General features: G+C 70.2%; 17 protein-coding genes. 10 read left to right on the forward strand and 7 right to left on the reverse strand.

Features of this window, described 5'->3' with window-relative positions; translation table 11 throughout:
- Positions 1–22: 22 nt before the first annotated feature.
- From HNR15_RS06790 to HNR15_RS06830, 10 genes are all read left to right on the forward strand, one after another.
- Complete coding sequence (locus HNR15_RS06790; protein WP_179480220.1) at positions 23–379, forward strand: TraR/DksA family transcriptional regulator; 357 nt, start codon at positions 23–25, stop codon at positions 377–379.
- Positions 380–538: 159 nt separating this feature from the next.
- Positions 539–1,882, forward strand: a complete 1,344-nt coding sequence (gene hisD, locus HNR15_RS06795) for a histidinol dehydrogenase (protein ID WP_179480222.1) — start codon at positions 539–541, stop codon at positions 1,880–1,882.
- A 10-nt stretch (positions 1,883–1,892) separates the two neighbouring features.
- Complete coding sequence (locus HNR15_RS06800) at positions 1,893–3,011, forward strand: histidinol-phosphate transaminase (RefSeq protein WP_179480224.1); 1,119 nt, start codon at positions 1,893–1,895, stop codon at positions 3,009–3,011.
- Complete coding sequence (gene hisB / locus HNR15_RS06805; protein WP_179480226.1) at positions 3,008–3,643, forward strand: imidazoleglycerol-phosphate dehydratase HisB; 636 nt, start codon at positions 3,008–3,010, stop codon at positions 3,641–3,643. Before HNR15_RS06800 ends, hisB begins: the two co-directional genes overlap by 4 nt.
- Before the next feature lie 6 nt (positions 3,644–3,649).
- Positions 3,650–4,273 (forward strand): hypothetical protein, encoded by a 624-nt coding sequence (locus HNR15_RS06810; protein WP_179480227.1) that lies wholly within the window; start codon positions 3,650–3,652, stop codon positions 4,271–4,273.
- A complete protein-coding gene (gene hisH, locus HNR15_RS06815) occupies positions 4,270–4,905 on the forward strand; it encodes an imidazole glycerol phosphate synthase subunit HisH (protein ID WP_179480228.1) in 636 nt (211 codons plus the stop codon). The genes HNR15_RS06810 and hisH overlap by 4 nt, the downstream gene beginning before the upstream one ends.
- Positions 4,906–4,941: 36 nt before the next feature.
- The gene (gene priA / locus HNR15_RS06820; RefSeq protein ID WP_343048449.1) at positions 4,942–5,691 is read left to right on the forward strand and encodes a bifunctional 1-(5-phosphoribosyl)-5-((5-phosphoribosylamino)methylideneamino)imidazole-4-carboxamide isomerase/phosphoribosylanthranilate isomerase PriA; all 750 of its coding nucleotides are present in this window, start codon (positions 4,942–4,944) and stop codon (positions 5,689–5,691) included.
- Positions 5,688–6,410, forward strand: a complete 723-nt coding sequence (locus tag HNR15_RS06825; protein WP_343048450.1) for an SseB family protein — start codon at positions 5,688–5,690, stop codon at positions 6,408–6,410. The genes priA and HNR15_RS06825 overlap by 4 nt, the downstream gene beginning before the upstream one ends.
- Before the next feature lie 175 nt (positions 6,411–6,585).
- Positions 6,586–6,714, forward strand: coding sequence for a hypothetical protein (locus HNR15_RS18595; protein WP_281373859.1), 129 nt, complete (start codon positions 6,586–6,588; stop codon positions 6,712–6,714).
- Positions 6,715–6,898: 184 nt separating this feature from the next.
- Positions 6,899–8,344: an HNH endonuclease signature motif containing protein gene (locus HNR15_RS06830; protein ID WP_179480230.1), complete on the forward strand. Its 1,446-nt coding sequence runs from the start codon at positions 6,899–6,901 to the stop codon at positions 8,342–8,344.
- 103 nt (positions 8,345–8,447) lie between these two features.
- On the opposite strand, the gene HNR15_RS06835 is transcribed toward HNR15_RS06830, so the two are convergent.
- The 7 genes from HNR15_RS06835 to HNR15_RS06865 form a co-directional block, all read right to left on the reverse strand.
- On the reverse strand, positions 8,448–9,443 hold the full coding sequence (locus HNR15_RS06835; protein WP_179480231.1) for a 1-acyl-sn-glycerol-3-phosphate acyltransferase: 996 nt from the start codon (positions 9,441–9,443) through the stop codon (positions 8,448–8,450).
- A 1-nt stretch (position 9,444) separates the two neighbouring features.
- A complete protein-coding gene (locus HNR15_RS06840) occupies positions 9,445–10,335 on the reverse strand; it encodes a patatin-like phospholipase family protein (RefSeq protein ID WP_343048451.1) in 891 nt (296 codons plus the stop codon).
- A 75-nt stretch (positions 10,336–10,410) separates the two neighbouring features.
- Complete coding sequence (gene efeB / locus HNR15_RS06845; protein ID WP_179480232.1) at positions 10,411–11,685, reverse strand: iron uptake transporter deferrochelatase/peroxidase subunit; 1,275 nt, start codon at positions 11,683–11,685, stop codon at positions 10,411–10,413.
- Complete coding sequence (efeO, locus tag HNR15_RS06850; RefSeq protein WP_343048452.1) at positions 11,682–12,902, reverse strand: iron uptake system protein EfeO; 1,221 nt, start codon at positions 12,900–12,902, stop codon at positions 11,682–11,684. Before efeO ends, efeB begins: the two co-directional genes overlap by 4 nt.
- 22 nt (positions 12,903–12,924) lie before the next feature.
- Positions 12,925–14,499 (reverse strand): iron uptake transporter permease EfeU, encoded by a 1,575-nt coding sequence (efeU, locus tag HNR15_RS06855; RefSeq protein WP_179480236.1) that lies wholly within the window; start codon positions 14,497–14,499, stop codon positions 12,925–12,927.
- A 222-nt stretch (positions 14,500–14,721) separates the two neighbouring features.
- Complete coding sequence (lpdA, locus tag HNR15_RS06860) at positions 14,722–16,131, reverse strand: dihydrolipoyl dehydrogenase (protein WP_179480238.1); 1,410 nt, start codon at positions 16,129–16,131, stop codon at positions 14,722–14,724.
- 11 nt (positions 16,132–16,142) lie between these two features.
- Complete coding sequence (locus HNR15_RS06865; protein WP_179480240.1) at positions 16,143–17,069, reverse strand: sugar-binding domain-containing protein; 927 nt, start codon at positions 17,067–17,069, stop codon at positions 16,143–16,145.
- Positions 17,070–17,165 lie beyond the last annotated feature (96 nt).

The raw sequence follows: 17,165 nt of genomic DNA on the forward strand, positions 1-17,165 counted from the left end.
CCTGGCGAGGGATGCTGGTCGGATGAGCGACACGTCCGGTGCGGAGGCCGCGCTGGCGGCGGATCGTGCGGAGTCGCTGCAGCGTCGGGAGGACCTGCGGCGCCAGTTCGCGCGCACCGTCGAGGCGTCGCGCGACACCAACGCCGACGACGAGCACGACCCCGAGGGCGCGACGATCGCGTACGAGCGCTCGCAGCTGTCGGCGCTCATCGACCAGGTCGGGCGCCGGCTCGTGGCGTTGGATGCCGCGCTGGACCGGGTGCGCGAGGGGACCTACGTCGTGTGCGAGGTCTGTGGCGGTCCGATCGCACCGGAACGGCTGGAGGCCCGGCCGTTCGCGCGAACCTGCATCGCCTGTGCCGTCTCGCACCCCGGCTGACGGCGGCACAGCCAGGACCGAGAGCCACAGGCCGGCCTGTGGCTCTCGGACCGACCTGTGTCAGGGTCGCGGGCCGCCTCCGACGAAGCGCGGTGTACGACGGCGCCCGGGTCGTGGACGAGCGCGGAGCGCCCCGGGACCGGCTACTAAACTGGTCTCGTGATATCCCGTCTGGACCTGCGCGGTACCGCTCTGTCGTCGTTGGACGCCCGCGGCCTGCGTGACGCGCTGCCGCGTGCCGAGTTCGACGTCGACGCGGCACTCGACGTCGTACGTCCCCTCTGCGCCGACGTGCAGGCGCGTGGCGTGCAGGCGCTGCTCGAGCTGGGGGAGCGCTTCGACGGGGCGCGGCCGACCTCGCTGCGGGTGCCTCGCGAGGTGCTGCGGGCCGCGGTCGAGCAGCTCGACCCCGCGATCCGCGGCGCTCTGCTGGAGTCGATCCGGCGCGCCCGCCTGGTGCACGCCGACCAGCGCCGCACCGACACCTCGACCACGGTCACCGACGGCGGTGTGGTGACCGAGCGCTGGGTGCCCGTGGATCGAGTGGGTCTCTACGTGCCCGGCGGCATCGCGGTCTACCCCAGCAGCGTCGTGATGAACGTCGTGCCCGCGCAGGCTGCCGAGGTGCCGTCGCTGGCGGTGGCCAGCCCGCCGCAGTCCACCAACACCGGTGTCTTCCACGGGTACCCGCACCCGACGATCCTGGCGGCGTGCGAGTTGCTCGGCGTCGACGAGGTCTATGCGGTCGGTGGGGCCCAGGCCGTGGCGATGTTCGCGTACGGCGCGTCGGACGAGGACGGCACCACGGTGTGCGAGCCGGTCACGCTGGTCACCGGCCCGGGCAACATCTACGTGGCAGCCGCCAAACGCCTGCTCAAGGGTCTGATCGGGATCGACGCCGAGGCCGGTCCCACCGAGATCGCGATCCTCGCCGACGACGCCGCCGACGCCGACCTGGTCGCCGCCGACATGATCAGCCAGGCCGAGCACGACGAGCTGGCGGCCGCCGTGCTCGTCACCGACAGCCCGGAACTGGCCGAGCAGGTGGAGCGCGCGCTCGACACCCGTGCGGGCGCGACTCGGCACGCCGTGCGCGTCAAGACCGCCCTCGGCGGGCGGCAGTCCGGGATCGTGCTGGTCGACTCGCTCGACGACGGCATCCGGGTCGTCGACGCCTACGCGGCCGAGCACCTGGAGATCCAGACCCGTGACGCCGCGGCGGTGGCCGCGCGGATCCGCAACGCGGGCGCCATCTTCGTGGGCGCGTACGCCCCGGTCAGCCTGGGCGACTACTGCGCCGGCTCCAACCACGTCCTGCCGACCGGTGGCTGCGCCTGCCACAGCAGCGGGTTGTCGGTGCAGTCGTTCCTGCGCGGCATCCACGTCGTTGACTACTCCCGGGAGGCACTGCAGGAGGTCGCGGCGCAGGTGGTGACGCTGGCGAACGCCGAGGACCTGCCCGCGCACGGTGAGGCCGTCACCGCGCGCTTCCCGGACGCGTGAGCGCCTCGTCGTGACCGATTTCCAGGCGATGCTGCGCGCGGACCTGCGCGGCGGCAGCCCGTACGGCGCGCCGCAGCTCGACGTACCGGTCGCCGTCAACACCAACGAGTCCTCCCACCCGGTGCCGCACGACGTGGTGGAGGCGATCGCGGCCGCCGTCACTCGCGTCGCCCCCGGTCTCAACAGGTATCCGGATCGCGAATTTGTCGAGCTGCGAACGGCATTGGCCGGCTACCTGTCGGTGACCACCGGCTGCGAGATCGACCGTGAGCAGGTCTGGGCGGGCAACGGCTCGAACGAGGTGCTGCAGCATCTGGTGCAGGCGTTCGGCGGGCCGGGCCGTATTGCGCTGGGCTTCACCCCGTCGTACTCCATGCACCCGATCATCAGCCGCGGTGTCGGCACGACCTGGGTCGACGGACTGCGCGACGCCTCTCCGGACCGCTTCGACATCGACACCGACCTCGCGGTCGCCCAGGTGCGCGAGCACGACCCGCACGTGGTATTCCTGTGCTCGCCCAACAACCCGACGGGCACCGCGCTGCGGCTTGAGACGGTGACCGCGGTGTACGACGCCGCACCACGGGCCATCGTGGTGGTGGACGAGGCGTACGCCGAATTCGCCCGCCCGGGCACCCCCAGCGCGCTCACGTTGCTGCCCGGCCGCGATCGGCTGGTGGTCACCCGCACCATGTCCAAGGCGTTCGCCTTCGCCGGCGTGCGGCTCGGCTACCTGGCGGCCGACCCCCAGCTGACCGAGCTGCTGCGGCTGGTCCGCCTGCCCTACCACCTGTCGTCGGTGACGCAGGCGGTCGCGCTGGCGGCGCTGACGCACGCGCGCACGATGCTGTCGATGGTCGAGCAGATCAAGGCCTCGCGGGACGCGCTGGTGCAGGGCTGCACCCGGCTCGGCCTCGATCCCGTGCCCAGCGACGCCAATTTCGTCCTCGTGGGAGGATTCGCCGACGCGCGAGCCTCCTGGCAGCACCTGCTCGACCGTGGTGTGCTCGTGCGCGACGTCGGTCTGCCGCACCATCTGCGGATCACCGCGGGCACGATGCAGGAGACGCAGTCGGTGCTCGACGCGCTGGCACTCACGCTCGATCAGGACGGGAAGGGCACCGCATGACGGCGTACGACGAAGGCACGGTTGCGCGCGCGGGACACCGCACGGCTCATGTCCAGCGCGCCACCAAGGAGAGCGGCGTCGACCTCTTCCTCGACCTCGACGGCACCGGCGAGGCGCAGGTCAGCACGGGCGTGCGGTTCTACGACCACATGCTCGAGAGCTTCGCCAAGCACAGCCTGATCGACCTGACCGTCGCCGCGACCGGTGACATCGACGTGGACGCGCACCACACGGTCGAGGACACCGCGATCGTGCTCGGTGACGCTCTGCGTGAGGCGCTGGGCGACAAGTCGGGCATCTCCCGCTTCGGCGACGCGATGGTGCCGCTGGACGAGGCGCTCGCGCAGGCCGTCGTCGACGTCGCGGGCCGCCCGTACGTCGTGCACGAGGGAGAGCCGGAGGGTCAGGTCTACGCGATCATCGGCGGCACGTACACCGGCGCGCTCACCCGCCACGTGCTGGAGTCCTTCGCCTTCCACGCCGGCATCGCCCTGCACGTGCGCGTGCTGTCCGGCCGCGACCCGCACCACATCGTCGAGGCCCAGTTCAAGGCGGTGGCGCGAGCGCTGCGAGCCGCGGTCGCGCGCGACCCGCGGGTGGTCGGCATCCCGAGCGCCAAGGGTGCGCTCTAACCCGCCATGACGGTCACGCGACCCGCGACCGGGGTGCTCTACCTGCACGGTGACCGCCAGCGTGTCGACACCTGGGTGCGCCGCGGGCAGGCCCCCTGTTTCGTCGTGCCGCTCTCGGGGTGGATCGCGGTCGTGCCCGCCGGCGCCGCACCCGCTCCCGCGCCGTACGACGCCGGGCACCTCGTCCTCGCCTCCCGCGGTGTGCCGTCCAACCTTCGCAGCGCGCTCGGGCTCTTCGACATCGACGGCCGCGCCGTGGTGACCGTGCATCCCGCGGGCTGGCGAGCCGTGCCCCGGTGGCTCGTCTGGGAGTCCGGTCGAGGCACCGCGCGGGTGCCGTCGCTGCCTGCCGCGTCGCCCATGGACCTCGTACGAGCCGCCGGTGTGGCGCCCGAGGTCGAGCGGGAGGTGCGCGCCGTCCTGGCCGAACGATCGGCCGCCGTGACCGACGTACTCGGCGACCTCGTCGAGCTGCTCGCGCTGCCGGGCGAACGGCTGGTGTTCGGCCGAGGGGTCAAGAGCGCGGAGGGCTCGACGCTTGTCGAACCCGAGGAGCGGTCGGTTCGCCAGTATGAGCGGCTAGTGCTGGAACGCACGGAGATTCGCGACACGGTCACCGGGTCGTCGTGAAGCAGGTCGTCGTCCTCGACTACGGCAGCGGCAATATCCGCTCGGTCGTGCGGATGCTCGAGCGGGTGGGTGCACAGGTGGAACTCACCGCCGATCCGGAGTCGGTACGCCGTGCGGACGGTCTCTACGTGCCGGGCGTGGGCAATTTCCACGCGTGCGTCGCGGGATTACGTCAGGTGGGCGGCCCGGATCTGATCGCGGAGCGGCTCGCCGCGCGTCTCCCGGTGCTGGGGGTGTGCGTCGGTTTCCAGGTGCTCTTCGAGGGGTCGACCGAGCACTACGCCACCGACGGTCTCGACGGCATCGGTGTGTGGCCCGGCACGATCACCCGCCTGGAGGCTCCCGTCGTACCGCACATGGGATGGTCCCAGGTGCGGACAGCGTCGGGTTCGGCGCTGTTCCGCGGCATCGAGGACGAATGGTTCTACTTCGTGCACTCCTACGCCGCGTCGCAGCCTCTCGGCTCCGGCATCTCGGGTGCGGGTCATGCGCCCCTTGTAAGCACCGCTGAGCACGGAGAGGTCTTCGTGGCAGCCGTGGAGGACGGCGCACTCTGGGGCACCCAGTTCCACCCCGAGAAGTCCGGAGACGCCGGAGCGGCACTCATTGAGAACTGGCTCGCGTCGTTCTGACCGAGCCCGTGCAAGAACGAATCGAAAGGAATGACAGTGGTTTCCGAGCAAGGCACCAGTCCGCGGCTGGAGTTGTTGCCTGCGGTCGACGTGGTCGACGGCAGGGCCGTGCAGCTCGTGCAGGGAGTGGCCGGCTCGGGAGGGGAGTTCGGCGATCCGTGGCAGGCGGCGCTGGCGTGGCAGGAGCAGGGCGCCGAATGGTTGCACCTGGTCGACCTCGATGCCGCGTTCGGACGGGGTGACAACCGTGAGTTGCTGGCCTCGATCGTCGGTCGCCTCGACATGAAGGTCGAGCTGTCTGGCGGAATTCGTGACAAGGCGACACTCGCTGCCGCACTGTCCAGTGGGTGCCGTCGGGTTAATCTCGGCACAGCTGCGCTGGAGAATCCGGAATGGACTGCGAAAGCCATTGCCGAGCATGGCGATCGGATCGCGGTCGGGCTCGACGTTCGCGGCACGACGCTGGCGGCTCGCGGGTGGACCCGCGAGGGTGGTGACCTCTGGGAGACGCTGGCGAGACTCGACTCCGAGGGGTGCGCTCGGTATGTCGTGACCGATGTCGCCAAGGACGGGATGCTGCAGGGGCCGAACGTGCCGCTGCTGCGCGACGTCTGTGCGCGGACCGACCGCCCGATCGTCGCGTCCGGCGGGGTGTCGACCGTCGCCGACATCGAGGCTCTGCGGGCCCTGGTGCCCGACGGTGTCGAGGGCGCGATCGTCGGATCCGCGCTCTATCGAGGGGCTTTCACACTCGGTCAGGCGCTCGACGCGGCGGGGCGGCCGTGAGCGACCACCACGACTCCGCCGATCAGCCGTGGGAGGGCAGGCAGCTTCCTGCGACCGGCTTCGAGCAGGACACCGGCGAGGCGGACACGGCGCTGATGGCCGCCATCGATGCCGACGACACGACGTTCATGTCGGCACTGTCGGCAGTCCGGCTGCTGGTGCCGATCGTCGCGACGGCGGACGACACGGAGGACACCGACGACGGGCTCACCGTCGAGAAATCGACGCAGATGGCCGTCGTGACGCTGACGGCCCCGGACGGCGAACGGGCCCTGCCGGTGTTCTCCGGGGTGCAGGCACTGCACGCCTGGAATGCTGACGCACGGCCCCGTCCGGTCCCGTCCGCACAGGCCGCTCAGGCGGCGGTGGCCGAAGGGTGCGATGTCCTGGTGCTCGACCTCGGCTCGGAGCACCTGCGCATCGTGCGCCCCAGCATGGTGTGGGCATTGGCCACTCAGCGTGCGTGGCTCCCGGCGTACGCCGACCCGTTCGTCCGCGATGCCATCGCCCGCGCCGTCCGGGACGAGCCGGCGGTGGTGTCGGCCGACTGCGAGAGCGATGACGACGGTCAGCTGCGGGTGGTGCTGAGGCTGATTCCCGGGCTCGCTTCCGGCGAGGTGCAGGGGCTGTGCGCGCGGATGGGCGAGCAGATCGCGACCGATGGCGAGACCCGCGCGCGCATCGACGCGCTCTCGTTCCGGGTGCTCACCGCGCGCTGACAAGCAGGTCCCAGGGAGGGGCGATGTTGGGCGCACCGCATCGGACGTGCCTCGGATGCGGTGCGGGCTTTGGTGCGCTTCAGCGACCTGCGGGCGTGCGACGCGAGACTGCCGGCGCTACCGACAGTCGGATCGCCCGTGCCCGATCGCGGGCTGGCGAGCGAACGATCCGCACGTGCGGACTGCCGTCCGGGGATCGATCCGATTCGGCGAGGTGCAGGGGCTGTGCGCGCAGATCGCGACTGATGGCGAGACCCGCGCGCGCATCGACGCACTCTCCCTCCGGATGCTCACCGCGAGTTGACAAGCAGACCCACCCCGGTGTGGACAACACCGGCATTCGGCGGGGAATGTGGATCACGTACAGGCGAATCACATTGAGAAGTATGAAGATTCGCCTCGATAACCCTTGCGTCTAACTTCGAACGCGCGTACGATGAGGGGTAGATCGCAGACCCGCCAGACAACCAGGGAGGGGGTGGGTGCGGATGGGTGTCGAGGGGATCTCCCGGGTGCCTGATGCACAGCTTCCGCCCGCTTCAGGGCTGGTGTCAGCCGGGCCGGGTGCTGCGGCTGGGTTGCTGGATCGGCTGGCCGAGTTGGTGACGGATCTGCAGGACTGGCACGGTGCGTTGTACCAACTCGGTGAGGCGGAGTTGGGTGGGTTCGTCGCGACGATGGTGGGGTTGGTCTCCCGGGCGGAGTCCTTGGCGGCGGTCGCCACGACCGAGGCGGTCACCCGCGGAGTGGTCGCGAGCTCCACGGCGACCGATGCGGGCGGATGGGTCGGTGCGTGTATCACCCAAGCCAACGCCGCCGGTATGGCGGGTGCGCCCGTGACAGCCGAGCCGGCTGTCTTCCGCCGGATCGGCTCGGTCGCCACCGGGTGCGCCGACCCGCGCAACCGGGTGGTGGCGGATGCGCTGGCCGCTGGGGTGGTGAGCGTGAGCTGTGCGCGGGTGGCGTTGCGGGAGGTCCCGAAGGTGTTGCCGGTGATTCCCGGTGCGGATCGGGATGAGGTGCTGTCCTGGTACCTGGCGTTGTCGCACACCGGGACCCGCACGTTGCGGGACCTGTCGGCGCGGATCATCGGCCGGTTCGCCCCCGAGGTGCTGGTCGCGCAGGAGGAGCACCAGCAGGCGTGCGAGACGTTGACCTGGGCCGACCTGCCCAACGGGCTGACCCGGTTGACCGCAGACCTCTCGGCCGGTCACGCCGCGGTCATCAGACACGCCATTCAGGCTCTTTCCGCACCCCGCTCTGACGGGAACACTGCTGATGCCGCGGCCGACCCGACGCCGAGCGCGGCCCCCAGTGCTCCTGGCGCAGTGACGGAGCGGGACACCCGCACCCCGAGCAAGCGGCGTGCGGACGCACTGACCGAGCTCGCCGAGGTGGCGGCCCGGCTGTTGGACGGGGACCGCTCGCACAGCAGCGGCACCGTCGGCGGGTCGGCGAAGATCGTGATCACCCTCGATCATCAGACCCTGATCGACCAGCTCACCACTGCCGGCCACCTACCCGGGATCGGGCGGACGATCAACGGCGACCTGCTCGACGCCGGGACCCTACGGCGATTGGCCTGTGACGCCAACGTGATCCCGATGGTGTTGGGCGGCGAGTCAGAAGCCCTCGATGTCGGCCGCACCAGACGCCTGTTCACCGGCGGCCTGCGCACCGCGATCATCCACCGCGACCGGCACTGCACGTTCCCCGGCTGCGACCGACCACCCGACTGGTGCGACGCCCACCACATCACCCCCTGGTGGGCCGGCGGACAGACAACCCTGAGCAACGCAGCCCTGCTGTGCGCACGCCACCACACCATCGTGCACCGCGACCTGCTCACCGCCACCGTCACCACCACCGGCGTCACCTGGGACCTCACCCCCGGACTCATGCCCCAGCGACCCGGCACCGGACACGCGGCATGACGCTGACGGCGTTCACGTTCGTTGACGGCGTTCAAAGACCGTCAACGAACGCGAACGCCGTCCGGGCGGGTTCCGACGCGAGCGGAGAGGAAGAACGACGGCCTCAGCCGACCGTCTCGTTCTCGGGCGGTGTCCAGTCGTCGATCGCGGCCCACTCATCGCGCAACCATCCGACCAGATCGTCCGGTCTCACCCTCGTGCGTCGCAGGGAGACGTCGACGCGGTGGGTGAGAGGCACGGCAGCCCAGATCGCGGCGATCGAGGACAGTCGCTCGACGCCGCGGTGGGCGCCGACCAGCACCTGCGGGTCCGGCACCGCGGCCAGGATGGTGCGCATCGCGCCGGTGTGCGGGTCCAGCACGGTCGGGTGCGACTCCATCCAATCGAGCGCGACCAGGTCACCGTCATCCCGCGCCTGCTCGACCTCGGCCTCCCATCGGCCCGGCGTCCAGTTGCGCCCTTCCGGGAAGAGCAGAATCACCTCGCCGGGTCCCGCAGACTTCGCGAAAGCGGCCAGTTGGGAGTCTCTTTCATCGTCCGGCACGCGCGGTGGCGGCAGGAAGAACGCACCAAGGCGGCGCAACGCGAGATCCATCGCCGGATCCCACAGCAGCATCCGCTTCAGCACGACGCGCGGCACGCACCCCAGATGCCGGGTCATCACCCAGACCATCATCAGCGAGTCACCGATGCCGGCGTGTCGAGCCAGGAGCACCGTGGGAAGACCGTGGTCCAGGTCCGTCCCACCGGTGATGTGCACCTCGAAACCGACCACGCGACGGGCCCGGCCTACGAAGACGTCCAAAGCGTGCGCCACGACCTCGATGTGATCGGTCTTCCAATCCTCCGGCCGCCGACGCCCGGCGCGGTGGGCCACCCACAGGCTGGTGCAGCGCGCGAAGATCGAGAAGTCCAGCACCACCGCGGCCATCCCGATCACGATCAACCGCAACGGCCTTCGTCGACGCGCGACCAGCCCCAGCAACCATGCGGGTACTGCGAGGATCGCCAGCACGACCAGCAGTACAGGCACGGCGACGACGTAGATCGGGTCGCGCACCACCCGGCGCAGCGGTAGAGGCAGGACCGGAAGCTCCACCTCAGCCCGCGTCCACGGACGCCAGGTACGCGCTGGACGAGGTGTACGCCGCCGCGATCCGGCCGGTGATGTAGGCCGGGTTCCGGTGCAGCAGCGAGACCATCGGCGCGTCCTCCGCGCCGCTCGGGAGCTCGTGCACCTCGATGCCCGGCGGGATGTTGGCCATCTCCTCCACGTACCGGTGGCGGCGGGCGATCTCGAACGTCACCGACGCCACCTCCCACGGCCAGCGAGGCAGCCGCAGCTGCTGCTCCACGCGCCCGACGTGCATCACGTAGATCCGGGTGGCGCCGAGGGCGATCGCCCGGGAGACGGGGATCGAGTGGACCAGGCCGCCGTCCCAGTAGTGCTTCCCGTCGATCTCGATGGGCGGGAAGAGTCCGGGCACGGCGCAGGACGCCATGATCGCCGGCGCCGCTGGGCCCTCGCTGAACCAATGAGCCACCGAACGCTCGAGATTCGCCGCCACGCACTGGAACGGCACCTGCATGTCCTCGATGTTCGCGACCGGCAGGTTGTCCCGGATCAGCCGCAGGAACGGCCCGGCGGGTGACAGATGCGTGCGCGGCACGCGGCGGCGCGACCTGGACTCCGAGGAGTCGGAGTCGGCCCGACGGCCCGGCACCCGCAGTCGCGGGCGGGGCAGCGCGTCCTGCAGGCTCGGCAGCACCGACATCGACGACCAGAGCTCCGTCAGCCGCTCCAGGGCCGCTTCTCCGGGGTCGGCGGCGATCGCCGCGCCATTGACCGCGCCGATGCTCGTGCCGACCACGAGGTCGGGCCGGATGTCGCGCTCCAGGAGGGCGCGCAGCATGCCGATCTGCGTGGCGCCGAGCACGCCGCCGCCGCCGAGCACGAAGGCGCAGGTGGGCGACGTACCAGAGGGATTCACGTGCCGACACTACCTACGTGTCGCGTCGCGTCAGGGGAGTACGACGGTCACCAGCGTGGCGCAGCCACCGCGGCGTCAGGCGAAGAGCTGCTCACCGATGTAGTGCCCCGACTTCGGTGCGGGCGGCACCGCGAAGAGGCCGGACCCGATGTGGGAGATGTATTCGTTCAACCGGTCCGACGCGCCGAGCTTCGACTGCAGCGTGACGAAGTGCTGCGGGGTGCTCATGTACGCGATGAACAGCAGCCCGGCATCCAACTGGCCGAAACCATTGATGCCCTCGGTGTAGTTGTAGCCGCGGCGCATGATCTTCACTCCGCCGTTGTTCTCGTGCGCGGCGAGTGCCACGTGGGAGTCGGCGGGTATGACGGTCTTGCCGGTCGCGTTCCTGCTGTGGAAGTTCGGGGTGTCGAACTCTCCGTGGCCCGTCAGCGGGGCCCCGACGTTCTTGGTGCGCCCGAAGATCGACTGCTGGTCGTTGATCGGATCGGCGTCCCACACCTCGATGTTCATCGAGATCTTGCGCACGACCTGGTAGGTGCCACCGCGCAGCCAGGCCTGCTCGGACGCGTCGTCGACCCACACGAACTCGTCGTAGTCGGCGTCGGAGCGTAGGTTGCGGGTGCCGTCCTTGAAGCCCAGCAGGTTGCGCGGGGTCTCCTGCCCCTTCCCGGCGGACGCGCGTCCGAAGCCGAGGACGGCCCAGCGGGTCGTGGCGGTCCCGCGCACCATCCGGGCGAGGTTGCGCACCGCGTGGTAGGCGACCTGGGGATCGTCGGCGCAGGCCTGCAGTGACAGGTCGCCTCCGGAGGACGCGGCGACCAGGTTGTCGCTCGGGAGAGCGGGCAGGTCCGCGAGCAGTGCAGGCTTCTTCGAAGAGAGGCCGAACCGCTCGTCGAACAGGCCGGGCCCCAGACCGACCGTGACGGTGAGACTGGCGGCATCGAGACCGGCCGCCTCACCGGTGTCCTGGCCGATGGCGCCGGGGCGCACGGAGTCGACCTGGCCGATGGGTGCGCCCTTCATCAGCTGCGCGATCGCCGCGGTCCAGCGGGCGAGCAGTACCTGCAGGTCTGAACGCAGGGCACCCTGAGCGAGATCGAAGGTCATGTAGACCGCGTACCGCTGCTGGGGGGTCTTGATCCCCGCGGGCCGCGCTTCGTCGTAGAACGGGTGCTGGGTGCTGAGGTCGACGGTGTCGTGGTCGTCGGGCGCCCCCGCGGCGGACGCCGAACCGGCACCCCACCCGGCCCCCAGCCCGATGGCGGCACCCGCGGCCAGCCCGCCGGCGGCACCCTGGACGAGACGCCGGCGGCCGACGTGGTGACGTGGCTGATCTGCGTCGGTCATCCCTGGGTGGCGACCTTCTCCGCGATGCGGGACAGCGGGTCCTGCAGGCCCTGCACGGTCTGGCTCAGGTTGGCCGCGCTCTTGGTGCGCTGCGCCGGTGTCCACGGCACGAACCCGCCGAGGTCCTTGGAGCTGCGGAAGGTGTTCAGCTGGCCGCTCACCTTCGAGAACTCGGCGCTGATCTGCGCGGTCAGGGCCGGGTCGAGCACGGTCAGGCCGGGCTTGAGGTAGGCGAACGCCTGCTGCGCACCCTCGAGGTTGCCGTTGAAGTCCATCAGGTCCAGGTGGCTGTAGTACTCCTCCTCGCCCTTGATCTTGTTGGACTGCACCTCCTCCAGCAGTCCCGCGGCGCCGTTCGCCAGGTCCTCCGGCTTGTACTTCAGCGTCTTGGCCAGCGTCACGAGTTTGCCGACGTTGCTGTCCAGCTCCGCGGCCAGCTTCTTGGTGTTGGCGGTGATCTTGCCGCTCTGCCATAGGTCGCGCTCGACCGCGTGGAAGCCGTGCCACCCGACCTTCGGATCGAGGTTGGAGGCGCGCATGTCGATCAGGTAGTCCAGGTTGCCCGCGTTGTCGGTGGCCGAGTGTCCGGGCAGCACGAACCCGTCGACGTCGGACTCGATCTTCTCGTAGTAGGGGCGGGCGGCGGCGTACTTCGCCTTCGCCTGCGCCACGTTCCCGGAGTCCACCGCCGTGCGCAGCTGGCCGGTGGCCGTCTTCATCGCGGACAGCTGGGTGTCGACGAAGGTGGCGTAGCCGGCGGTGCCGCTCGCCAGCAGGGCCGACGCGCTGCCGCCGGTCGAGGTCGCCGCCTTGCCGGTGACGGTGAAGTTCTGCATCTCCTTCGTCGCGCCCGGGCAGTAGATCTGGTAGCTGCCGCCGCCGAGGGTCGTGGTGAACTTCACGGCGCCGAGGCCGGGCGCGAGGTTCTCCTTCTCGCCGATGATGCGCTGGTTGCTCTGCAGCTCCAGCTCGGTGATCGCGGTGGCGCTGGTGTTCACGACGGTGAAGGTGACCGGGCCGGCCTTCGCCTGCGGGTGGTCGATCGTGCACGAGTCGCCGGAGGGGCTGTTCGCCAGGGTGATGTGCACCTGCGCGGCGCCGTTGCTCACGGGAGCGGCGTTCGCCGACCCGGTGCCACCGGCGCCGGTGCCCGAGGAGCCGGTGCCCCCACCGTTGGTGCCGCATGCGGCCAACGCGAGCGTTGCGACGCCGGCCACGGCGCTGAGGATTGCAGGGTGCCTAACGGACATCGACGGAGCTCCTGGATCGGGGTGCGGTGGTGGTCGGGGTCTGGTCGGAGGATTCGAGGGGGTGCGGGCGTCGGCGCCACCAGGTGAGCAACACCAGCGCGGCGGCGACGACCAGGGCGACGGGGAGGGTGCGCGACCAGAAGCGGGCTTCGGTGCTGCGAGCGTCGAGCGCGCGGATCGAGGAGGCGACCTTCGACGCGTACGCCGGTCGCACCGACCAGCTCTCGGAAGCGGTACCCGGGTCGTTCAGGGTCAGGGTGCGGCTGCCGGCGAGCCCGCCTCCGCGCAGGCTCAGCACCGTGCGCACGCTCTGCGTCGCATCGACCAGCACCCCGTTGCTGACCCACACGTCGCGCTCGCCGACCCGGGTCCATTGCGCGGTGTACGGGCCGGGGCTCTGTGAGGCGTTGACGCCGACCGGCATCCGGCCGCCGTTCAGGCTGAGCAACTGTGTCGACGTGAGGGAGGACGGTCGACCGGGAAGCGGCCCGGTGAGGGAGGACGTGTGCTGGGCGGTCGAGATGCCCTGGTGCTCGGCCGGCCGGGACGCGCCGAGCGAGTACGTCGATCGTGTGCCCGCGGTGGTCCGGACGAGCGTGTCGCCCGCCAGCCGCGCGGTGCCTGCCGAGCTGCCGTCGCTGGTCAGGGGCGCGCTACGCGGCGCGTCGACACCGGCTGTGGGGTAGGCCGTGGCGAGGACGGCGGCCGCCAGCACCAGCGCCGCGGCGGCACCGAGCCGGATACGGCCGCCTGCGACGGCACCGGCGCGGTGCTTCACAGGCCAGTAGACGAGCAGGGCCATCGGCACCAGGTAGGCGCACCACCCGAGGACCTCGATCAGGCGTGGCCCGGTCGGGATGCCCAGCACACCGGTGAGCAGCGCACCACGCACCGATCCCGCCGGAGCCAGCCAGGTGAGGTCGAGCGTGCGCTGCTGGCCGGCGTTCAGCCAACCTGCCTCGTGGGCGGTGCGCAGCGCGGTCACGACCAGGCCGGCGGCCACCAGGAGCAGGAACGCGCCGGTGAACTTGAAGAACTTCGCGAGGTTGAGCCGGACGCCGCCGCGGTAGATGCCGATGCCGACCGCGACCGCAGCCAGGACGCCCAGCACGGCCCCCGTCGCCGCCAGCGCGGGGTTCGTGGACGCCTGGAACGTCGCGAGCAGGAAGACGGAGGTCTCGAAGCCCTCCTTGAGCACCGCGAGGAAGGCCATCACGGCCAGCGCGCGGCTGGAGCCCGCCCCCAGGGCCTCGCGCGCCGAGCTCTCCAGCTCCTTCTTCAGACCGCGGGCGTGGGTCATCATCCACAGCACCATCCCCGTCACGAAGACCACGGCGACGGCGCCGATGACGGTCTCCATGCCCTCCTGGGCGGCCTGCGGCAGGCTGGACTCGACGACCTTGAGGGCTATGCCGACCGCCGCGCTGAGCAGGAGGGCCAGGGTCACGCCGATCCACAGGGGGCGGAGCGATCGACCGTTCTGCCGCAGGAAGGCCGCGATGATGCCGACGATCAACGCCGCTTCGAGGCCCTCACGCAGGCCGATCACGAATGTCGCGAGCACGTGGATGAACTTCCTTGAGGGGGCCGTCGAGAGAAGGTGAGGCTTACCTTAGCTTGCCTGCACCGGGTATCTCGAATCGCCGCCCTATGAGGTGGCTCACGCAGCCGGTTGCGTTGTGCGGCCTGTGTTTCCAGCAAGCCCCTTCGATGGGCGTCCGCACACCGACGTACGTCGAACGGGTAGGTGACCGAGACGGTCACCTACCCGTTCAGGCGTCCCGTGTCAGAGGTTGATCATGTGGCCGGCGAGGCCTTCGACGGCCTCCTTGACGGCCTCGCCCAGCGTCGGGTGGGCGAACACGTTCCGTGCGACCTCGTCGGCCGTCAGGTCCCACTTCTGGGCCAGCGTCAGCACGGGCAGCAGCTCGGTGACATCGGGGCCGATCAGGTGGGCGCCGATGATCTCGTTGTGCTCGGAGTCGGCGACGACCTTCACGAAGCCGACGGCCTCGCCGAGGCCCTGGGCCTTGCCGTTGGCGGAGTAGGGGAACTGGGCGACCTTGACGTCGTAGCCCTTGTCCTTCGCCTGCTCCTCGGTGTAGCCGAAGGAGGCGATCTGCGGCTGGCAGAACGTCGCCCGCGGGATCATGTCGTAGTCGATCTCGACCGTCTCGGCGCCGGCGATCGTCTCCGCGGCCACGACGCCCATGGCCTCGGCGGTATGGGCGAGCATCAGCTTGCCGGTGACGTCGCCGATCGCGTAGACGCCGTCGAGGTTGGTGCGCCCGCGGCCGTCGATCGCGATGGCGCCGCGCTCGGTGAGCTCGACGCCGATCTCCTCCAGGCCGTAGCCCTGGGTGCGCGGTGCGAAGCCGATGGCCTGCAGCACCTTGTCGGTCTCGATGACCTGCGAGTCGCCGCCGGCGGCGGGGGAGACGGTGACCTTGACCTTCTGGTTCGGGTCGTCGGGGTCCTCGATGCTCTCGACCTTCGTCGACAGCATGACCTTCACGCCGAGCTTCTTGTACTGCTTCAGCAGCTCCTTGGACACCGCCGCGTCCTCGGTGGGCACCATCCGGTCCAGGAACTCAACGATCGTCACGTCGACGCCGAAGTTGCTCATCACGTAGGCGAACTCGACACCGATGGCGCCGGACCCGGCGATCACGATCGAGTCGGGCAGCTCGGGGTCGAGGATCTGCTCCTCGTAGGTCACGACGCGCTTCGACAGTGTCGTGCCGGGGACGAGTCGGGTCGTCGCGCCCGTCGCGATGATGAGGTTGTCGCAGGTGACCTCCTGCGTGCCTCCGTCGTTCAGCTCCACCGACAGCGTCGTGCCGTCCTTGAGGGTGCCCCAGCCGTCGATCTCGGTGATCTTGTTCTTCTTCATCAGGAAGTGCACGCCCTTGACGATGCCCTCGGACACCTTGCGGCTACGGGCGTGCGTCACGTCGTACGCCATGGTCGCGTCACCGGTGATACCGAAGACGGACTTCTCCTTGGTGATCACGTGGGCGAGCTCGGCGTTGCGCAGCAACGCCTTGGACGGGATGCACCCGACGTTGAGGCAGACACCGCCCCAGTACTTCTTCTCCACCACCGCGGTCTTCAGGCCCAGCTGGCTGGCGCGGATCGCCGCGACGTACCCACCGGGACCGGCACCGAGAACAACGACGTCAAAGTGATCAGCCACGACGGGGAACTTTAGTCCCCCCGCAGCAGGGCCTGTGCGAGCGGGACGTCCACCACCAGGGAGTTCAGCAGACCGCCCCGGCACGCCGCCGCGACGGCCCCGGCACGCTCGTCGCCCATGCAGACGCCGATCACATCCGGTATGCCGCGCAGCTGCTGCGCGCTCACCGTGATCAGTCGGCGCGCGAAGGACCCCGACAGCGGGTATCCGTCGACGTCGATGAACACCCCGCTCACCTCCCCGACGGCGCCGGCGACGCGCAGTTCGTCGATCTCGGCGGCCGTCGCAGCCGTGTACAGCGTCGAGAACTCGGGGTCGAAGGCGCCGACCCCGACCACGGCGACCGTGATGGCCGGCACGCGAGCCTGTGCTGCCAGGAACGCGGGGTCGCGCCGCAGCGAGACGGCCGCGGCGGCGTCGGAGGCCACGAACGGTGCGTGGAACCGGTAGGGCCGCCCCCTGCCGAGGGACGCGGCATCGCGCACCACATCGGCCGGCGCCGAGCTGTGGTCCGGTTCCCATCGCGCACCACTCAGCTGGACCACGTCCACCGGAGGCAGGCCGGAGAGGGCCGTCACGGTCGCCGACACCGACCGTGACCAGGGCAGGCCGAGGACGTCGTCGGGGGAGAGCAACGACTGCAACTGCTGCGCGGCCAATGCTCCGAGGCTGCCCCGCCGCTGGTCGACCGTCTCCTCCGGAGCGCTGTCCAGGACCGCGGTCATCTGCAGGTTGAAGGCCCGGGAAAGGTCCTGCGCCAGGTCGTCGCGGGTGGCGTACACCTCGTCGATGTGGATCCGAACGACGCCGGACGCGCGCGCGGACTGCAGGAGTCGCGCCACCTGGAAACGGGAGATGCCGAGTTCACGGCCGATCTCGATCTTGCTGGCGTCCTCGAGATAGAACCGCCGGGCGGCCTCGATCTGCAGGGCACGCACCGCTGAAGGGTGGGGCCTGACCGGCGCATGACCCTCGTCGTTGCCATCGCTCATCGATCCTCTTCCCCGTCGTTACCAAAACGCGACCTGGAGTGC

It is taken from the genome of Allobranchiibius huperziae (assembly GCF_013410455.1).
GTDB classification, from domain to species: Bacteria; Actinomycetota; Actinomycetes; order Actinomycetales; family Dermatophilaceae; genus Allobranchiibius; species Allobranchiibius huperziae.